Raw genomic sequence first — 16,639 nt, 5'->3', positions numbered from 1 at the left:
TCGATGTCGAACCGGAGCGCCACGGTGGGGCCTTCCCCGCAGCGGAGGATGCCCATAACCCCGGTGAAGCCGCCCCGGACTTTCTCAAGGAATTCGCTATCTGCCCCCTGCTCCTTCGCCCGGAGGCAGTTCTTTTGGAGCTCTTCGTCCGGGGGCAGCCCCATGCGGGATTCGTCACGGCAAACGTCACGCCCTGCCAGGACTTCATAGCCCATATCGGTGAGACGCCTGGCGATGAGAGAGGCCGTCCTCATCTCGAACCATCCGCTTTCGGCGTACTTGTGGAAATCCCTGCGGCAGGCGACGAGCTTCTCCGTCATCCTGTCCGCCAGTTCTTCTATGTGTGCGTACACGGGCATCCCCTCCTGGTGCTGATCGTCATGAAAAATTCAACCAAAACCGGAGCTTTCTTTATGTCCTTTTTAGAGCTCCACCTCTATCAAATCTTCTCTTTTCACCAATTTGGTTCCATAAGGGGCGCTTAATCTTACCAGTGTATCGAAAATGGCCTGGCTTTCGGCTTCATCAGCCACTCTTGGCCAGGTGGAATAATATTGCGGCAATTTTTGTCCAAGAGATATGGGTTTGAGAACAAGCTTCGTCAATCGGTCGCCTTCCATACGGAACCAGGGAAGGACTGTCTGAAAGTTCGCCGCGTCATTGTGAAGGGGAACAGACGCCCTTTCACTTCTCGCCTGGAACGCTGAAGCCGTCCGTGTATCGAGGGGAAGCCCGTTCTTTTCCATATAGTCGGGGGGGAGCTTTTCTACGAACGCATTCTGAAAAATGAAATTCCCAAGGGAATAAAAAATGGGCCTCTTTTTGTACATTTCTATCCCCTTTAACTGATGTGTTCCTCCCCCCACCACCGCGCAGGCCCCGGCATCGATACACTTTCTGGCAAACTCCTCGTAGAAAAAGTCAGGTTCGTCGTTAGTAACGTCCTTAATTTCATGGGAATGTACTGCGACTACAACATAATCGACGGAAAGCAATGCATCGCGGATCGTATCAACTGTTCGCTCTATATCAGCCTTGTTAGGCCGGGTCATGCGTCCGGGAGTATCTCCGACAGCAAAACGGGAACTTCCAAAATCAAAGGTTCCCTCCGGCTCCCTGAGAGTGTATCCCTGTATTTTGGAAACATCCGTACGATTGTTGATTTTCGTGGCGGCAGCAATTTCTTTCAAGGCTTTCATCTGTTCCGCTGTCACCGTGAATGTGGTGGAAAAACGCAAAGGGTTCAGTCCGGGGCGTCCGGGTTGGCTCTGAGACTGGATTCCGGCCTGAGCAGCCGGTTCAAATGATGAACATATTGATATAACGCCGACCCTTCCGGAGGGAAGGTCTACCATTGCAGGTTTTGAAGCCTCGTAAAGATTTTCCCCCGCTCCGCAGTGCGCCACATCGGCAGTATCCAGGCTGGCTTTGGTCATTAAAAGCCCTTCATAGGAGTAATCCATGGTGTGGTTGTTGGCCCAGCAGAAAATATTGAAACCAAACTTCTTCAGGTCCTGGATAACGTCCGGGCGGGAAGTCAGCCAGGTTCCTCCAGAATAAGCGGACGGGAAGCAATTCCCATCGGTAAGTGTTGTTTCCAGATTGGTAATCCTTGCCTCGGCTGTAAGGATAAAGTCCTTTACTGCCGCGAATTCAGGATAGTCCGGGAGATGCTTGAGGATTAGAGAATCTCCAGTTGCCAAAAAAGTCATACTTTTTTCCATTATCATTCTCTCTCCTTGGCACGTCGTATGGAATTGCATAAGTTGACGGAAAAAGAGCAAATAAGTCTGCCTCAAATTTCGGGAATCAGACGGTAAAAACACAAGGCAAAGAAGGCTTTAAAATTGGGAACTTCAGTTTTCCTTAGGGACTACTATCTGAAGATGGCACCCCAATACTTCACATATCAAGAGAGAACCGGATTTCCCCCTTTAGCATCTCCCGAAAACACGATGAAAAATTTAGAAATAACATACTCAGCTGAGACAAGTTTAAGATATTTCATCTCCTGACAGCTGTAAATTGTCCTGAATAGTGTCCCGAAATATAATGGCTTTTCTGGGTAATGGGAACATTTTAGGAAGAAAACCAGTGATACTGTTTTTCTTCCAATGCAGGCGCAGAAATTTGCATCGCTATTGATTTTTTGTTTTTCCGAATTGGCATGCTGCGATTTCCATTCACATGACCGTTGAAACAACGATTGAGAAGTAAAACTTATTGTGGCGCGAAAAAGGACGAGAATGTAACAGCGCCCCCGCCTTTCCGGCAAGGAAAGGCGGGGGCGCTGTTTTACCGGCTGTGAAATTTCCTATTCCACCATGATCCGGCTCTTCTTGTTGGCCTTCCATACGTGGATGCCGAGGGCCACGCCGATGACGCCGTAGACCATGAAGGTCCTGAAGTATTCGCCCAGTATGGCCTGTCCGAAGAGGGACTGGCCGATCTCCGGCGACATGATGAACATGGCGTTGAAGAGAATGGTCCCGAAGATGGCGTGGGTTATGCTGGCCTTCGAGGTGGATGCGCCTCCCACGAGGAGGGCCGCCACTGAGAACATGCCGATCTGGGTGTGGGCGTTGTAGGTGTTCAGGGTGCCCATGTTCTGAAGGTAGATGATCTGCCCCCAGGACGCGAGCACGGTGGAGATCATGGTGGCGATGATCCTCGTCCTGTCCACGTTGATACCCGATACTTCCGCAGTGTGCTGGCTCTGCCCCACCGAACGGAAATCCTGGCCCAGCTTGGTCTTCATGATGAGCACCGTAAACACGCAGAGGCCGATGATCAGCAGCCCAGTCACCACGGGGACCTTGCGGACCATCATGAGCTCGGATTTGGTCATCATGGCGTGGATCGCCGCACCCGCAAGGGCGAGGCACAGGCCCCCGTTGACGATGAGGGAGGAGCGGCTGTTCAGGTACGAGCGGCCTTTCCGTATGTTGAGCCAGTAGCGGACGGCCAGCAGCAGGAGAAGCCCCAGGGCTACCGCAAGAAGGGCGTGGACGAAGGGGACCTGGTAGATGTTGTCCAGGGCGTATTTGAGGCCGCCCTGCTTGACCGGGACGAGGTCCACGGTCATCCGGATGCCGACTCCGTCGGGCTTGATCATGGGGTGGGTTGCCGGAACGGCGATGACCACGCCGACGACGAAGAGGAAGAGGAACTGGTAGATACCGTTGGCGAAGAATCCGACGATGAGGCTGGCGATCATCTCCTGGCCCCGGGTTTTGTTGTAGAGTCTCCCGGTGAAGTAGCCGCAGAGAGCCGCGGCGGCCATGGCCACGGCGAAGCAGAACAGAAGGCCCGATATGCCCCCCATTTCGAAGTACCGGGCGATAGCGATGGCCACCTGGCCTGACATGGCGCCGATGACAATGCCGAAGTTGAGCCCGAGGCCCGCAAGGACCGGGATGATGAGGGAGAGGACGAGGAAGGAGTTCCGGAAGACCCTGCTGGAAAGCTCGGAGAAGAAGTAGCCCACGGATACTCCGCTGGAGACCATGAAGCCGAAGAGGGTGAAGGCCACAAAGATGATGGTCACCAGGTTTTCAAGAATCCAGGAGCCTGCGCCGTTCGAGTTCCTGTTGAGTCCGTCCATCACTGCACACCTCTTTTAACCTGGGTCAGGGCGTAAAGTATGATTCCGTTCTGGATGATCATCCGCATGATTTCCGACAGGTCGGTGCCGACGAAGATCTCGTTGGCCACCGGAAGGGCCGTGGTGAGGAGTCCCTGGAAGAGTACGACGCCGATGACCACGTGGGACACCTTCGCCCGGGAGGCAGTGGCTCCTCCGATGAGGATTGCCGCCACGGCGGGGAAGGCCATCATCAGGGGTGCCGTGTAGAGCTGGGCGTACCCGTAGCTCTGTGAGTAGACGATGATGCCGATGGCGCCGAGAATGGTGGAAACCACGTTCGCCAGGACCCGGTTCCGGTCGATGTTCAGGCCTGCCGCCTGGGCAAATTTCGGGTTGATGCCTCCCGCGGAAATGGCGATTCCGAGCTTCGACCGGAAGAAGAGCCAGACGAGAAAGGCGAAGAAGGCAAAGGTGAGGAGAAGGCCCGTGGGAATGATCACGTCGCCCACGGTGAACAGGAGGAAGTTATTGAGGATCTGGGCTCCGCCCACGGCATCGAGCTGGATGGTCTCCCGGAGTCCCTTGCCGATGAACCAGCCCATCTTGGGGTTGCGGAAGGGGATCATGAGCCAGGCCAGGCACATGAGGGCCACGATGGAGAAGCCTGTATAGGTGGCGATGGTCATCTCCGAGCCCTTGACGGCGTTCATCAGCTTGCCGTAGCCGTAACCCACCGCGGCCGCCAGGGGAATCGCGAGGGTGAAGGATGTCAGGAGCCACGCCATCCCCGTCATGTCCATCTCGATGGACGTGACGAGCCCCAGGAGCCCGCAGACGATCCCGATGGGAAGGGCGAAGTTCGGTCCCGTGCCCGACTGGATGGCGGGCACCATGGCGAGGACAAGGATGCCGTTCATCCCTGCCCGCTTGATGGTATCGCTGACCAGGGTGGACATGGAGATCCCCACGAAATGGCCGGCAACCAGGGTAAGCACCCAGAAGACGGCGATGATCACCGTGGGCAGGCCGATATCCCCAAACAGGCTCCCGGAAGTCCGCAGATGGTTGTTGCCGTTCCCGTTCATCTCAGCCATGATCGGCACTCCTCTCCGGTGAATCTTCCGTTTTTCCGCCCCTGCTGCCGGACATCATCAGGCCGAAATCCGCGTCGGAGGCATCCGGGGGCAGCACACCTTCCACTTTGCCTTCGCAGATGATGACGATCCTGTCGCAGATGCTCCTGAGTTCCGCCAGTTCGGAAGAGGTCATGACGATGGTCATTCCCTCCTCCTCGTTGAGCTTCAGCAGCAGGTCGAGTATCAGCTTCTTCGCACCGATGTCGATACCCCGCGTGGGCTCCGAGACGAAAAGAAAGACCGGATCCTGGGTGAGAGCACGGGCAACGCAGACCTTCTGCTGGTTGCCTCCGCTGAGGCTTCCGGCATGCTGCAGGGGAGACTCGCAGCGGATGTCGAGGTCTTTGATCATCTTCAGGGCGTGCTTTCGTATTCCGGCGTCATCCTGAAAGCGGAAGGGACCTCCCTGCTTCAGAAATTTGTTTCCCACCTGCATGGCCGTAAAAGCGATGTTCAGTTCGATGGACTCGTTGAGCAAAAGGCCGACGCCTTTCCTGTCCTCGCTGACGAATCCCATCCCCACGCCGATGGCGTAGTGCGGGTCGCCCAGGGTCATGGGCTTGCCGTTGAAAACCACTTCTCCAGTGGCCGGATAGGTTCCCATGATGCCGTTGGCTACTCCAAGCTTGCCCTGGCCTGCGAGGCCGCCGATACCGACGATTTCGCCCTTCCGTATGTCGAGGTCGATGCCCCGTACCTTCTCGCCGGGCATGCCCACGTGCAGGTTCTTTATGCCCAGGATAACTTCATCGGAAACCCTCCGTCCCTCGGACTGGACCCTGTCGATGGCCACCTTGCGCCCGATCATCAGGGCGGCGATCTCCACGGCGCTGGTGTCACCGATGTTCTTTGTGGCGACGAGTTCCCCGTCACGGAGGATGGTGACCCTGTCGGCAACATTGATGATTTCGTCGAGCCTGTGGCTGATGAAGACGATGCCGATGCCCTTGGCGGCAAGCCTCTTGACGGCCGCAAGAAGATTTTGGGCTTCCGTTTCGGTGAGCACCGCCGTGGGCTCATCGAAGACGAGAATTTTGATGCCAGTTTTGTCGATCTCCCGTGCAATTTCAACGAACTGCATGTGCCCCACGGGAAGCCCCGCAACCATCGTAAACTCCTCAATACCCATGTCGAGCGTGTCCAGGGCCTTTCGGGCGTCGGCGTTCATGGAGGCCATGTCAAGGGTTTCAAGCCGTTTGCCGAAGATTCGGGAGACGGGGTTCGGGGTGGTGATTTCCCTGTTGATCTTGATGTTTTCAGTTATCGAGTATCCGGGAATGAGCATGAATTCCTGGTGGACCATGCCTATTCCGGCGTACATGGCCTCGTGGGGTGACCTGAAGCTGATTTTCTCTCCGTCGATCAGGACGTCGCCCTCGTAGCCTCCGGTGCTCGTGATGACCGGCATGCCGAAGAGGATGTTCATCAGCGTGGATTTTCCGGCGCCGTTCTCTCCGATGAGGGCGTGAATCTCTCCCTTTTTGACATCGAAATTGATGTCCGTCAGAACGCTGTTTCCATAGTAGCTCTTGGATATGTTCCTGAACTGGAGAAGGCTGTCGCTCAACGCATTACCCCCTGTACATCAAAATCGGGATGAAGGCTGCAAAAAAAGCGGGGGCGAAGGGATTCAACCCCGGCAGCGGTTTCGGCACTGAAGCTGTCCGCCGAAAACCCCTGCTTCGTTGAAGGATCCGTTCGTCCCCGGACACCGCTCGTGATGCAGTCTTTCATCCAAAAATTTCGCCCGGTACAGCCTCTTGTGTACCGGCCTTCCCTAGTAGGTCAGGAAGTCCATCAGGACGAACAGGTAGTTGTCGTACTTCTTGCCTGCCTCGTCAACGTAGGGGGTCGCAGAGACCGCGACCTTGGCGTAATCGGCCATGCACTGCTCAAGAACCTTCATGTCGAGCTTGTCGAAGGGAACCTCGCCCGCCATGACCTTGAAGGCGTATTCCGTGGAGGCCACGGTGGACATCATGGCCACGGGCACCGGCCACGTGGAAAGCCTGCCGGACATGCCCTTTTCCTTCAGGATCCGCCGGGTTTCATCGATGACGTGCTGGAGGTCGCCGGGCTTGGAGCTGTCGGACTCGATGCCGAGAGCCGTGGGGAAGCCGTGGTAGGGCGACGGGCAGCAGGGCTGGGGATAGATGGCGCCGGTATCGACGACGGCCTTGATCAGGGGGATCTGCATGGCGCAGTTCGTGGAGAAGAACGCCGTGTCCTTGCCGTATTTCGCCACCATCTTCGGCACGTCCTCAAGGATGAACTGCTGGGCGCCGGGAAGACCGGAGTCGCCGGTGGGGTCCGGAGCCGTGGCGTCCACGAACTCGAGGCCGATCTCGGCGCACTTCTTCTTCATGAGCTCCCTGCGGGAGGAAAGAAGCACCTGGGACATGTGGCGGGGGAATGAATAGTGAACGAAGACCTTCGCGCCGAGCTTCTTCGCCTGGACGGGAATGGCGTTGCCCATGGCCAGTTCGTCGGGCTGCAGGATGAGCTGGGCCCTGGACGCCACATCGGGGGGATTCTCCTGGGGAGTGCTGTAGACGATAAAGACATCGTCCCGCGTCTCGAGCAGCTTGTCCACCGCCGCGTTCGTTCCCGGTACGGCCTGGTTGATGACCAGAGCCTTCACGTCCGGGTCATAGGCGAGCTTGGCGACGACGCTGACCATCTGCTCCTGCTCGGCCATGAAATTGTCGGGCCACGTCACGTGGACGATCCTGTCGCCGTACTTCGCGACCATTTCCTGGGCGGAACGGTACTCTTCCTCGTTCTGCGATACGGTGTTGGTCACGATCGCAACCTTCCCGGCAGCAGCAAGAACCGGCGCGGCAAGGCTGAAGATCATGACGGCAGCCAGCAGAACACAAAAAACCTTCTTCATTCAATTCCCTCCCCTTCGGATAAGAAATTTGACCTGCGGCCCCGGCGGAAAAAACGGTGCCGATGCAATAATATTCCTGACAGATTTTTAAGTCAATCCTAATGGAACTGCACAAAAAACATACCATCATTTATATAATTGCCGCAATATGAAAGCACAGGGCATAATTTACGGCATACAATATTGGTCAATCTTAAATTTTATATATGTCTGCCGCGCTCTTTTCTTCTCCGGTCATGGCCTCCCTGTGGATTATGAACAAAAGAAGTATTATGATGGGGCGGAAAAAAATACATCCGGCATGAAACAGCGGCCGCTCTCCGGGCAGCTCCTGCTTCGGGGAATGATTGGCATGCGGGCCGCAAAAAAAACACCACTTCGGGGGGACATTCATGATCAATCAGAAAAGAGTGGAACTGCTGGCAGCGGAACTGAAGAAGCTGGGACTCGACGCCATTTACCTCGGCCCTTCCACGGACCTGGAGTACATCGGCGGGCTGGACACCCACCCCGATGAAAGGGTCAGGGGACTGATGGTGTCGAAGGACTGCCGATGCTTCGCCATGACGCCCCTGCTCTATAAGGAGGAGATGGTCAACGCCTTCGGCGGCGTCCCCTTCTACGCCGAATGGAACGACCACGAGGGCTTCACCGGCGCGTTCAGACGGGGCTGCGAACACCTGGGCGTCGTCGGGGGGAAAATCGCCTTCAACGACGGTGTCAGGGCGGTGGACATGCTTGCCGTCAGGGATGCCATGGACCTTCAGATGTGCAATGGAGCAGGCATCCTGGATCCTCTCCGTTCCCGAAAGGACGAAGGGGAGCTCGCCGTCATGCGGGAGGCGTCCCGCATCGTGGACGCGGTGGTCGGCAAACTGCTGGATTTCATCCGGCCGGGCATGACGGAACGGCAGATCGCGAAAAAGATTCCCGAGTTCTTCGAGGAAGCGGGCTCCAACGAAATTTCCTTCGCTCCCATCGTGGCCAGCGGCCCCAACGGTTCCATGCCCCACTACGGCGGCGACCGGAGGGTCATCGAAGAAAACGACGTGATCATCCTCGACCTCGGCGGACGGTACAAATCCTACTGCTCCGACACCACCCGCACCTTCTTCACCGGCACCCCCACGGAGGAGCAGAGGAAGGTGTACGAGATCGTCAGGCAGGCCCAGGCCGCGGGAGAAGCCGCCGTGCAGCCCGGCGCCACGGGACAGGATGTGGACAGGGCGGCCCGGCAGGTCATCATCGACGCGGGGTACGGCGAGTACTTCTTCAACCGGGTCGGCCACGGGATCGGCCTGGCGGTCCACGAGTCACCCTACATGATCGAGGGCAACGACCGGCCCCTGGAGCCGGGGAACGTCTTCAGCGTGGAACCGGGCATCTACCTGCCGGGCAAGTTCGGGGTCAGGATCGAAAACATCGTGGCGGTCAGGGCCGACGGAACGGGCGAAGCGCTGAACCATTTCCCGAGGGACCTGGACTCGGTCTGCATCCGAGGGTAAAGGGCCGCGGCCCCTGCCCTCCGGCAAAGGACGACACATTCAAACCGGCTGCAAAAAAGGCAAAAAGGCCCGGGGCCTGTCAGCAGGCCCCGGGCCTTCCGTTTTTCCCCGGCGAACCGGCGGCAATTCACAGGTCGTCTTCCCCGAAGACGCAGACGCGGTTCCTGCCGCTGTTTTTCGCCCGGTACAGCGCCCTGTCGGCTCGGCTGACAAGGCTGTGTATCGTCTCCTCTTCAAAGGGGTGCAAACCTGCGGACGTGACACCGATGCTGATCGTGACCTGAAGCGTTTTTCCATCGAAATCCACTGTCGCCGCTTCGATCCCGGCCCGCAGCTTTTCGGCCGTCTCCGCGGCCTCTTTTGCGCCGGCATCAGGAAGGAGAACCAGGAATTCTTCCCCTCCGTAGCGCCCAATGATTCCGCGCTCTCCCGCAATCCGCCTGAAGACGGCCGCGAGTTCACAGAGCATCCTGTTTCCGGCGATATGCCCGCAGCTGTCATTCAGGTTTTTGAAATGATCGGCATCAATCATGCAGATCGAAAAAATGCGGCCTTCCAGCTTGCGGGCAGAAAGAAGCCTATTGGCTTCAACCAGGATTCTTCCCCTGTTGAATAACCCCGTAAGGGAATCATGGTCCGCCATGTACCGCAATTTTTCGATCAGGCGCTGTTTATCGGTGACATCGAGAAAAATATAGAGGAAAGCCGCTGTTTTTCTTCCTTCCTTCAACTCCGTGAGGCGAAACTCGTAAATTCGCTCTTCATCCCCTCTGCCGACGCCGATATCGAAATTTTTGGCCCCCGTACTGACGTTGAACCGCGAATCCAGAGAATGAATGGGAGCCCCCCTGTTTTTTTCATTGAGCCATTCGAAGACTGTCCGGGCAGACCTGTTGTAGTCGATCAGCAGCCCGTCACAGGAAACGAGCATAAGCCCCTCTTTTATTTCCGAAAAGATCTCTTTATTGTATATTTCTTTTATTTCCAAAACATCATATTTAAAGATGGCAACGGCGCAAAACACGGCACGAACCAAATAGCCCACCGGCAGCATGTCGACCCAGAGCGGCGTCATCCCCGCCAGGTACAGCCCGAACAATGCCGCGGAGAGAAGTTGTCCCGCAAGAAGGAGGAAATAGGGGCTGTTCAGCCGAAAGCGACTTTTTATCCACACCAGGGAAAAGAAGTACAGGCAGTAGAAAAGCGAAAAATAAGCGTATGCCACATTCAGGACATACAGTGGGCCGGTCGCTCTCCTGCTGAAAAGATATTCCCCGTTCTGAAATACCTTTAAACCCGAATAAAACAGACCGTGGTATTCGTTGGTTGACACCAGAAACAGCACCAGTGCCGGGATCGAAAATACACACAGAAGCATCGCCAGGCTCATTTTTTTGCCGGAATGAACTCTATAGGCAAAGACGATCCACAATCCGGGGACAAGGGCGGCCCCGAAGTATTTGAGTTTCTGGAAAAAGAGGATTTCTTCCACGCTTTTTGAATTGAACTGGAGCGCCGCACCGAGGACATACACCGCACTCGCGAGGCAAATCAGGGAGAAAACGGAAGCAAACGTCCTGTCCGAATATTTGACGGCCATGAAGAACAAGGCAAGATATGCGGCAAAAACCCCAAAAAGAAAGAAAGAATAGAACTCGAAGACGTCCATCCGGGCCCTCCCCCAGAAAAGGTATCGGACCAATGCCGTTTTTCTTTCTCGATTTTCTCTGATTTTTCATAAATAAACAATGCCTACAGGGCAAATGTAATTTTTTCCGTACGGCATCGTGCTTTTTCAGGGGACTGGCTGGGGCAAACCCGCGGATCGAATACCCGAAAAAAGCCCGGGGCCTGTCAGCAGGCCCCGGGCCTTCCGTTTTTCCGGCAGCGCCGTCACTTTTCCTCCGGGTGCAGATATCCCCCCGCCTGGCGTGCCTTGTGGTAGGACATGCCTTCCAAAAACACTTCCCTGGCGTAATCCTTTAAGGAACCCGTCCACCCGTCCTCCGCCATGAGGCCTTTCAGTTCCTCGACCTCGTCCGTCTTCAGATGAATATCCATCACTGCACCTCCCCCTGGTTTCAGCCTGAAGCACCCGCCTTCATCTTAGCAAGGGGAAAGTGTATTGTCAATTCCAAATAGATGAACCATTCGGCCTGAAAACTGCGCCAGGGCGCCTCTGGAAGCCGCGTGGGAAAAACTGTGGTTTCCCCGGCTTTTCCCGGTATCTCCCGTCCCGCTTCAGCGGGTGTAGATCTCCTGCAGGCGGTCAAGAAGGGCGTGGAATTCTTCGTGCTTTCCCTTTCCGATCCGCTCCTCCTCCACTCTTTCGAACCCGCGGAAGAGTTCCTCGTCCTTTGCGGCGCCGAGGCGCTGTTCGGCCATGACGAAAAGGACGTTGTCCTCCTTCTGGATGTGCTGCCGGAGCAGGGACGTGTATTCGGCGGCATTCTCCGCGAACAGGGAGACTCCTCCCCTGTCGCCTGCCTTCATGGCCTCGATGCCCCGCTTCATCCCGGCGATGAACTCCCGCCCCTTCCGGTGTTCGCTGAGCATCACGCCGATGGGGCCTCCCTCGTTGGGGATGCCCGCGGCCTCAAGGGCCGGAAAGAGAAAGTCCTCCTCCTTGCCGTGATGGCACTTGTCGGCAAAGACGGAGAGGAATTCCGTCATCCCGTCGAGATGGCCGAAATCCGCAGGCGCTCCGCCTCTCAGCTTTTCCGCAGCACCGTCGAGGATGTCCAGCATGACCTCGATGCCCCTGTGCTCGTTTCTCAGTTCGTCAGCGGACTTCATTTCACTCTCTCCTTTCGCGGGTCAGGACTGCAGCCCCCGAAGACAGGGATCAGCTTCCTATGGTCGGAACAATGGAATAGTCGCATTGAGAATCATAGAAATTCTTGTGCTTTCGGTACTCCGCCATGTAGACAATATCCCCCGTTGCGATGGCCCTGTCAACGGCGAGCACGCCGTCCAGGTGGTCCAATTCGTGCTGCAGCAGCTCCGATTCGGCAATCCCGATGTCCGTCCATTCCTGCAGGGTGCCCTTTTCGTCCCGGTAGCGTATGCTGACGGACCGGTGCCTCCGCACCCGGACCATCAGGTCCGGGAAGGACATGCAGTCGTCCCAGAGGGTGAAGGTCTCCGGGCTCCTGGAGACAATCTCCGGGTTGGCGATCACGAAGGATCCCTTCCCAAGGTTCAAAGCGATGAGCCGCTTCGGGATGCCGATCTGGGGTGCGGCGATCCCCCGGCCGAAGCCGTGCTCCTTCCGGAAAAGTTCCAGGGCCTCCATGAGATCCTCCATCTCCTCGTTCAGCAGGGGATCGGAAAAATCCTCCACGGGGGCGCATTTCCGCCGCAGAAGAGGATCGCCGAGTATCAGGACCGGTCTTTTCATCATCACGCCTCCAGAATTAGAAAAATTTACTCAAGCAGGTCTTCGTAAACTCTGCGGTCCCCTTCGGAGAAGCAGCAGAAAACGGCTTCTTCAATGGCGGGATATTTTTTCAGTTCCTCCCGCACTGTGGACACTGCGATCTTCGCGGCCTGTGCCACCGGGTAGCCGTAGACGCCGGTACTGATGGAGGGGAAGGCGATGGACCTCGCCCCTGCCTCTGACGCCAGCTCCAGGGAACGCCTGTAGCACGACGCGAGAAGTTCCGCCTCGCCCCGGCCGCCCCCATGCCACACAGGCCCCACGGTATGGATGACATATTTCGCCGGGAGCCGGTATCCTTTCGTGATTTTGGCGTCGCCCGTGGCGCATCCGCCGAGCTCCCTGCACTCCTCCAGAAGTTCGGGGCCTGCCGCGCGGTGAATGGCGCCGTCCACACCTCCGCCTCCGAGCAGGGAATTGTTGGCTGCGTTGACTATGGCGTCCGCCTGAAGGGTCGTTATATCGGCCCTTACAACGGTGAGCATTTCAATCAACCTCCCTCACGGAATAAACCATCCCATAGACGTGAACATCACCTGGACCTCCCTCCCCTATGTTGGGGAAATCATACTGCTTCCGCAGCGTTCCTTCGAGCAGGAATCCGCTCTTCTCAAGCACCCGGGCCGAGCGAATGTTTTCCACGTGGCAGAGCGCATACAGGCGAATCAAGCCGGCCATCCTGCCAATTTCCTTCATCGCAAGTGCTGTTTCGGTGGCGTAGCCCTTTCCCCAGGCGTCTCGGGCGAAAACGTAACCCAGGGAAGCCCGAAGAACTGTTTCAAAGACAAGACCGGAACTTCCGAGCAGTTCTCCGGTTTCCCGGGATTCAATGAGATAGGATCCGACAGGAAAGCCGCTCCAGCCTGTGTCGCTCATTTCAATAAAGGCGAGGGAATCGCCTATATTTTTGTGCCGGGGCCATCCGAGAAATCGTGTCACTTCGGGATCGGAAGCATAGCGGGCAAAAATCGCTTCCGCATCCTCCCTGCGCGGCCTGCGGAAAATAAGGCTTTGTGTTTCAATCCTTTCAAACCGCTTTATTCCCGTATTATTGTGCATTTAGTGATCACACTCCTGCCAGTGCCGAAAAGTCTATAAAACCGGACAAGTCTTCAACCGTTCCTGTCGGGGTCCTCAGTAGCGCAGCATAAGGGGAAGACGATGTCGATCCGGCAGCCCTGCCCGGGAGAGGATTCAAGTTTCATGGTGCCTCCGAGAAGACGGACCCGCTCGTTCATGTTGGCGAGTCCCCTGTGCCCCGTGGTGCGGAGCAGTTCGTACTCCGTGCCGGAAATCCGTGCCGCGTCGAATCCGCCGCCGTCGTCTTCAATAGTGAAATGGACCACATGTCCTTCTTTTTTCAGTATCGCCCTGACGGACCGGGCCCGGCCGTGCCGCGCCGAATTGGAAACCGCCTCCTGGAAGATGCGGACCAGGGCCAGGCTGCTTTCTTCAGAAAGAATGTCAAGATCCTCGCCCACTTCCACGTCGACTGACACGCCTTCGTAGGCTCCCGCCAGGCGGTCGGCATTCTCCTGCATGGAGCTGGCCAGGCCGAGCCGGATCCACGAGGGGGACAGTTCGTCGCAATATTCCCGGATTTCCCTGGCGGCGGTCTGGACGACCTCTTCGGCGGTGTCAAGATGGCGGTGAAGTTCCCCGGTCTCCGGGGGAAGGGCCTCCTTCGCGAGCTGGATGCGCTTGATGGCCGCCACGGACGACTGAAGGGGGCCGTCGTGGAGTTCCCTGGCCAGGTGTTTCCGGGTTTCCTCCTCGATCTTCACCAGGTCGGTCACGTACTGCCGCTTCAGCTCCTCCTTCGCGAAGGCCTCCTCCGCAAGGGTCCCTATGGCGCCCGACAGCGACTCGAGCTCGTACAGGGGGCCGCCGTACAGTACCGGTGGATGGTCTTTACCCCACCGAAGGCCGCGGATAGTCTCGGCGATCCTCCGCAGGGGCACGGCAAGGTACCGCCAGAGGAGGATCATCCCCAGGAAAATTGCGGCGGAGGCTGCCATGGCGGTGAGGATCCAGAATCTCCAGATGCCGGTCAGGGGAGCGAGCAGGACGGTCCTCGACACCGCCGCGAGAATGAAGCTGCCGCGGTCTTCATCTCCCTCCAGCTCCCTCAGCACCACGTAGTAGTCGTTCCCCTGATCATCCCGAACTTTCCTGGGTTCTTCGCCCGGAACGGCGTCCTTCCAAAGGAAGAGCAGCTTCTCCGCCCCATGGGAACCGGCGATGACCCGCCCATCCCGGCCGAGGATGAGCACGCCTCCCGCGTCGCCGCCTTTCAGGGCGGGATCCATGGACAACATGCGGAACCGGGCCTGGCCAGGCGGACGATGCCTCTGCATCTGACCTCTCCCGGAAAAGGAGATCCCGGGCGAGAAGGTGTCGGCGAGGTCGAGGACATAGGAGCGCATCATGGAATCCATGGCGTTCTCCTGGGCCCGGAAGGCGTGGACCGACAAAAAGAACAGCGCCGCTGCCGGAATGGAAATAAGAATCATAAGGGCAAGAAGCAGGTTCTTTCTCATGGTGCCCCTCTCTCCCCTTCCAGGAAGCGGAGCTCGTCCAGCAGCACGATCCCCTTCTTCAGGGCCAGGAGGATGGCTTCCGTCTTGTTCCGTGCGCCGAGCTTCCCGTAAATGGACGTCAGGTGGGCCGCCACCGTCCGCTCGGTGATGGAAAGAAGGGTCGCCACCTCCGATGCTGGAAGGCCCTGCCCGGCAAGAATGAGCACCTCCCTCTCCCGGGGGGAGAGTTCTTCTGCGGGCTCCTCATTCCCGACGAGGGAGACGGAGGGATCGAGGTAAAACACCCCCCGGGCCGTGTCGAAGACGGCCTGCCGCAGTTCCTCGAGGGGGGCTGACTTCAGGATGAAGCCCTTCGCACCGGCCCGGACGGAGGCCAGGACGTACTGCTGGGCGCTGTAGGCCGTAAGGATCAATACGTTGGTCTTCAGGCCCATTCTGCGTATCCTGGCGGCGATGTCGATGCCGCTGGCGCCCGGCATTTCGATATCCAGCAGGGCGAGATCCGGCCGAAGCTCGAGGATGGACTGCCAGGCGGACTCACCGTCAGAGGAGAGTGCCGCCAGCTCCACCCCCTCCTCTTTTTCGAGCCAGGCGGCGAGTCCCGACCGCGTAAGGGGGTGATCATCGGCAAGCAGTATCCGTATCATGTTCCTTCCTCCTTCCCGGCAACGATTTCCCTGTACGTTGAGGCGTTCTCATGGGCCGATTGTAGCATGATGCCCCGGAGCGGAATTGTCATTTCTTACAATAGGGAAACCGGCAGATCCGACCATGTTCCCTTCCCCCGGAGAGAGTATCCTGTACCCATCACAAGCTGAAAGGCGGGATTGAACGATGAAGAGAATGAACGGAACGATAGCGGCGGTTGTGTGTGCTGCAGTGCTTCTTACGGCGGGCAGCGCCCTTGCCTGGGGAGGACGGGGCGGCAAGGCCACGGGCGGGCAGCAGGGCATGATGAACCAGCAGAACGCCCAGACCCAGTTCCAGCCGGGACAGAGAATGATGAACCCAGGGATGAATCCCCGGATGTCAGGCCCCATGGCGAACCGGCAGATGATGGGCCGCGGGGGGAACTTCGGCGGCAGGTGCGCTGCAGGCAATCAGCAGCAGATGATGGGCAGGAGAGGCAGCTTCGGTAACAACAGGGGCCCTGCAGGAAACCAGCAGATGATGGGCCGCAGGGGAAACTTCGGCAACGGCGGCAGGATGGGAATGTGGGCTTCGGTGGAAATCCCCCAGGAGATCAAGGACAAGCAGACCGAAATGGCGAAGCTCTCCCTGGAGATGAGAAACGAAATGGGCAAAAAGCCCATCGACCGGACAAAGATCGAGGAACTGTACAAGAAGCGCGTGGAGCTGCGGAACGAGCTTTCCGGCTGGAGAATGCAGCAGCGCCTGGACATGGTCGAAAAGCTGCAGAAGTAAAGAGACCGTTCGGAAATACAAGAACATGCGGAAAGGGCGAAGACGAATGTCTTCGCCCTCTTTTTTTCCGTGAACAATATGACGAAAAGTCGCAGAAGAAAGGGGACATGGACTA

General features: G+C 57.4%; 15 protein-coding genes and 1 pseudogene. 2 read left to right on the top strand and 14 right to left on the bottom strand.

Annotated features, from left to right (window positions below):
- The 6 genes and pseudogenes from C8D99_RS14480 to C8D99_RS14455 form a co-directional block, all read right to left on the bottom strand.
- Positions 1–353 (bottom strand): annotated as a pseudogene (locus C8D99_RS14480) (hypothetical protein); the annotation flags it as partial.
- A 69-nt stretch (positions 354–422) separates the two neighbouring features.
- The gene (locus C8D99_RS14475) at positions 423–1,724 is read right to left on the bottom strand and encodes a CapA family protein (RefSeq protein ID WP_166670225.1); all 1,302 of its coding nucleotides are present in this window, start codon (positions 1,722–1,724) and stop codon (positions 423–425) included.
- Between the two features lie 590 nt (positions 1,725–2,314).
- Positions 2,315–3,604 (bottom strand): ABC transporter permease subunit, encoded by a 1,290-nt coding sequence (locus tag C8D99_RS14470; RefSeq protein WP_133959220.1) that lies wholly within the window; start codon positions 3,602–3,604, stop codon positions 2,315–2,317.
- Positions 3,604–4,680, bottom strand: coding sequence for an ABC transporter permease subunit (locus C8D99_RS14465; protein WP_338024514.1), 1,077 nt, complete (start codon positions 4,678–4,680; stop codon positions 3,604–3,606). The genes C8D99_RS14470 and C8D99_RS14465 overlap by 1 nt, the downstream gene beginning before the upstream one ends.
- Complete coding sequence (locus tag C8D99_RS14460) at positions 4,673–6,289, bottom strand: sugar ABC transporter ATP-binding protein (protein ID WP_133959219.1); 1,617 nt, start codon at positions 6,287–6,289, stop codon at positions 4,673–4,675. The genes C8D99_RS14465 and C8D99_RS14460 overlap by 8 nt, the downstream gene beginning before the upstream one ends.
- A gap of 210 nt (positions 6,290–6,499) precedes the next feature.
- Positions 6,500–7,615: a DUF3798 domain-containing protein gene (locus tag C8D99_RS14455; RefSeq protein WP_133959218.1), complete on the bottom strand. Its 1,116-nt coding sequence runs from the start codon at positions 7,613–7,615 to the stop codon at positions 6,500–6,502.
- A 392-nt stretch (positions 7,616–8,007) separates the two neighbouring features.
- On the opposite strand from C8D99_RS14455, the gene C8D99_RS14450 reads away from it, so the two are divergent.
- The gene (locus C8D99_RS14450; protein ID WP_133959217.1) at positions 8,008–9,120 is read left to right on the top strand and encodes a M24 family metallopeptidase; all 1,113 of its coding nucleotides are present in this window, start codon (positions 8,008–8,010) and stop codon (positions 9,118–9,120) included.
- 127 nt (positions 9,121–9,247) lie between these two features.
- Here the strand turns inward: C8D99_RS14450 and C8D99_RS14445 are convergent, their stop codons facing one another.
- The 8 genes from C8D99_RS14445 to C8D99_RS14415 all read right to left on the bottom strand — a co-directional run bounded on the left by C8D99_RS14445 (position 9,248) and on the right by C8D99_RS14415 (position 15,746).
- Complete coding sequence (locus C8D99_RS14445) at positions 9,248–10,789, bottom strand: histidine kinase N-terminal 7TM domain-containing diguanylate cyclase (RefSeq protein ID WP_133959216.1); 1,542 nt, start codon at positions 10,787–10,789, stop codon at positions 9,248–9,250.
- A 224-nt stretch (positions 10,790–11,013) separates the two neighbouring features.
- Positions 11,014–11,181, bottom strand: a complete 168-nt coding sequence (locus C8D99_RS15300) for a hypothetical protein (protein WP_166670224.1) — start codon at positions 11,179–11,181, stop codon at positions 11,014–11,016.
- A 180-nt stretch (positions 11,182–11,361) separates the two neighbouring features.
- A complete protein-coding gene (locus tag C8D99_RS14440; RefSeq protein WP_133959215.1) occupies positions 11,362–11,916 on the bottom strand; it encodes a hemerythrin domain-containing protein in 555 nt (184 codons plus the stop codon).
- Positions 11,917–11,965: 49 nt separating this feature from the next.
- Entirely contained in the window at positions 11,966–12,520 is a 555-nt protein-coding gene (locus C8D99_RS14435) for a peptide deformylase (RefSeq protein WP_133959214.1), read from the bottom strand.
- Positions 12,521–12,546: 26 nt separating this feature from the next.
- Positions 12,547–13,044, bottom strand: a complete 498-nt coding sequence (locus C8D99_RS14430) for an O-acetyl-ADP-ribose deacetylase (RefSeq protein WP_133959213.1) — start codon at positions 13,042–13,044, stop codon at positions 12,547–12,549.
- 1 nt (position 13,045) lies between these two features.
- Positions 13,046–13,618, bottom strand: a complete 573-nt coding sequence (locus C8D99_RS14425) for a GNAT family N-acetyltransferase (RefSeq protein WP_133959212.1) — start codon at positions 13,616–13,618, stop codon at positions 13,046–13,048.
- Positions 13,619–13,671: 53 nt separating this feature from the next.
- Complete coding sequence (locus C8D99_RS14420) at positions 13,672–15,099, bottom strand: sensor histidine kinase (protein WP_133959211.1); 1,428 nt, start codon at positions 15,097–15,099, stop codon at positions 13,672–13,674.
- Positions 15,096–15,746, bottom strand: coding sequence for a response regulator transcription factor (locus tag C8D99_RS14415; RefSeq protein WP_133959210.1), 651 nt, complete (start codon positions 15,744–15,746; stop codon positions 15,096–15,098). The genes C8D99_RS14420 and C8D99_RS14415 overlap by 4 nt, the downstream gene beginning before the upstream one ends.
- Before the next feature lie 187 nt (positions 15,747–15,933).
- Between C8D99_RS14415 and C8D99_RS14410 the strand changes: the two genes are divergently transcribed.
- The gene (locus C8D99_RS14410; protein ID WP_133959209.1) at positions 15,934–16,524 is read left to right on the top strand and encodes a hypothetical protein; all 591 of its coding nucleotides are present in this window, start codon (positions 15,934–15,936) and stop codon (positions 16,522–16,524) included.
- Positions 16,525–16,639: the final 115 nt, after the last annotated feature.

It is taken from the genome of Aminivibrio pyruvatiphilus (genome assembly GCF_004366815.1).
Lineage (GTDB): Bacteria > Synergistota > Synergistia > Synergistales > Aminobacteriaceae > Aminivibrio > Aminivibrio pyruvatiphilus.
Note: the sequence above shows the minus strand (reverse complement) of the source record. Positions and strands in the feature narration are given on the sequence as shown.

Bases quoted from the DNA above. Each gene is read 5' to 3' on its own strand.
- C8D99_RS14475 (WP_166670225.1), bottom strand. From the start codon at position 1,724: ATGGAAAAAAGTATGACTTTTTTGGCAACTGGAGATTCTCTAATCCTC.
- C8D99_RS14470 (WP_133959220.1), bottom strand. From the start codon at position 3,604: ATGGACGGACTCAACAGGAACTCGAACGGCGCAGGCTCCTGGATTCTT.
- C8D99_RS14465 (WP_338024514.1), bottom strand. From the start codon at position 4,680: ATGGCTGAGATGAACGGGAACGGCAACAACCATCTGCGGACTTCCGGG.
- C8D99_RS14455 (WP_133959218.1), bottom strand. From the start codon at position 7,615: ATGAAGAAGGTTTTTTGTGTTCTGCTGGCTGCCGTCATGATCTTCAGC.
- C8D99_RS14450 (WP_133959217.1), top strand. From the start codon at position 8,008: ATGATCAATCAGAAAAGAGTGGAACTGCTGGCAGCGGAACTGAAGAAG.
- C8D99_RS14445 (WP_133959216.1), bottom strand. From the start codon at position 10,789: ATGGACGTCTTCGAGTTCTATTCTTTCTTTCTTTTTGGGGTTTTTGCC.
- C8D99_RS15300 (WP_166670224.1), bottom strand. From the start codon at position 11,181: ATGGATATTCATCTGAAGACGGACGAGGTCGAGGAACTGAAAGGCCTC.
- C8D99_RS14440 (WP_133959215.1), bottom strand. From the start codon at position 11,916: ATGAAGTCCGCTGACGAACTGAGAAACGAGCACAGGGGCATCGAGGTC.
- C8D99_RS14435 (WP_133959214.1), bottom strand. From the start codon at position 12,520: ATGAAAAGACCGGTCCTGATACTCGGCGATCCTCTTCTGCGGCGGAAA.
- C8D99_RS14430 (WP_133959213.1), bottom strand. From the start codon at position 13,044: ATGCTCACCGTTGTAAGGGCCGATATAACGACCCTTCAGGCGGACGCC.
- C8D99_RS14425 (WP_133959212.1), bottom strand. From the start codon at position 13,618: ATGCACAATAATACGGGAATAAAGCGGTTTGAAAGGATTGAAACACAA.
- C8D99_RS14420 (WP_133959211.1), bottom strand. From the start codon at position 15,099: ATGAGAAAGAACCTGCTTCTTGCCCTTATGATTCTTATTTCCATTCCG.
- C8D99_RS14415 (WP_133959210.1), bottom strand. From the start codon at position 15,746: ATGATACGGATACTGCTTGCCGATGATCACCCCCTTACGCGGTCGGGA.
- C8D99_RS14410 (WP_133959209.1), top strand. From the start codon at position 15,934: ATGAAGAGAATGAACGGAACGATAGCGGCGGTTGTGTGTGCTGCAGTG.